The sequence below is a fragment of the Streptomyces sp. SBT349 genome, assembly GCF_001083795.1.
Taxonomy (GTDB): domain Bacteria; phylum Actinomycetota; class Actinomycetes; order Streptomycetales; family Streptomycetaceae; genus Streptomyces.
Genome location: NZ_LAVK01000679.1, coordinates 1 through 1277 on the forward strand (window position 1 = coordinate 1; position 1277 = coordinate 1277).

The window sequence follows — 1277 nt, forward strand, 5'->3', positions numbered from 1 at the left end:
ACCCGCGACCTCAGCCCCCGCCCGGTGATCGACCCCCGCGCGCAGATCCTCGTCGCCGGAGGCGCCGGCACCGGACTGGCCGGTGCCGGACTCGCCCAACTCGTCAATGCCCTGGCTGCGTTCGGCACCGCCGGACTCCTCGCCATCGGCCTGATCCTCGCCGCCGCCAAGATCCCCGGCCGCCAGACGGCCGGGGGCGACACCCACATCCAAGTCACCAACCACAATCGGTGGTTCGGCAAGTCCACGACCCACCTGTGACTATCCCCGGGGCGACGGCACTCCGGCCAGAGATCAACCGTCGCCCCGGGTCCTGCCCATCCCTCCAAAGAGAGACAGGACACCTCCAGCATGACACCTGACCCCCGCGCGGCGCTGCTGAACGCCGCACTAGCCACCGCCACCCGCGGCTGGCCCGTCATCCCCCTCCGACCAGGAGACAAGCGCCCCGCCGGACACGCGGAAGGCGACTGCCCCCGCACCGGCCGCTGCTCGGACGGCCACGTCAAGCCCGAGCAGCGCGCCACCCTCGACTCCGAGTTGATCCGGGCGTGCTGGGGGCACCGCTCCTACAACGTCGGCCTGGCCACCGGCCCGGCCGGGCTGCTCGTCGTGGACCTGGACACCCTCAAGGCGAAGGACGAAGAAGGAACGCCTAACGGCGTGACGTCCTTCGAGGCGCTCTGCGAGCGCGCCGGGCAGGCCGTCCCCACCACCTACCGCGTCCGGACCGCGAGCGGCGGGCACCACCTGTACTTCACCGCCCCCGGCGGCGTGCGGCTGCCCAGCAGCAAGGGCAAGCTGGCCAAGAAGATCGACACCCGGGCCTGGGGTGGCTACGTCGTCGCCGCGGGGAGCACCGTGGGCGGGCAGACCTACCAGGTCACCGACCCCGTCCCCGTCGCGCCTCTCCCCGGCTGGCTGCTGGCCGCGCTCACGCCCCCGCGACCGGCCCGCCGGAACGTCCCCGTCGCCACCAGCAGCAGCCGGGCCGGACGGTACGCCGACACGGCCCTGACGAACGAGACCACCGCCATCGCCACGACGGCCGAAGGCGGACGTGACGAGGCGCTGCTGCGCGGCGCCCGCGCCCTCGGACGGTTCATCGCCTGGGGCGACCTCCCCCGCCACGTGGTCGAACAGGCTCTTCAGGAGGCGGGCGAGTCGGCCGGCCTGCCGCCGGGCCAGTGCCGCTCCACCATCCGATCCGCACTGAACTGGTCCATCACCAACAACCCGCACAGGCGGGTGACGGCATGAACACCCCGCCCCCGCCC

At 73.1% G+C, this 1277-nt stretch carries 1 protein-coding gene and 1 pseudogene; both read left to right on the top strand.

The window, feature by feature from the left end:
* Nucleotides 1–261, top strand: a pseudogene (locus ADY01_RS35770) (hypothetical protein); the annotation flags it as partial.
* A gap of 90 nt (nt 262–351) precedes the next feature.
* Complete coding sequence (locus tag ADY01_RS35775; protein ID WP_049581072.1) at nt 352–1260, top strand: bifunctional DNA primase/polymerase; 909 nt, start codon at nt 352–354, stop codon at nt 1258–1260.
* Nucleotides 1261–1277 lie beyond the last annotated feature (17 nt).

Excerpts from the sequence above, each read along its gene's own strand:
- ADY01_RS35775 (WP_049581072.1), top strand. The coding sequence starts at position 352 with ATGACACCTGACCCCCGCGCGGCGCTGCTGAACGCCGCACTAGCCACC.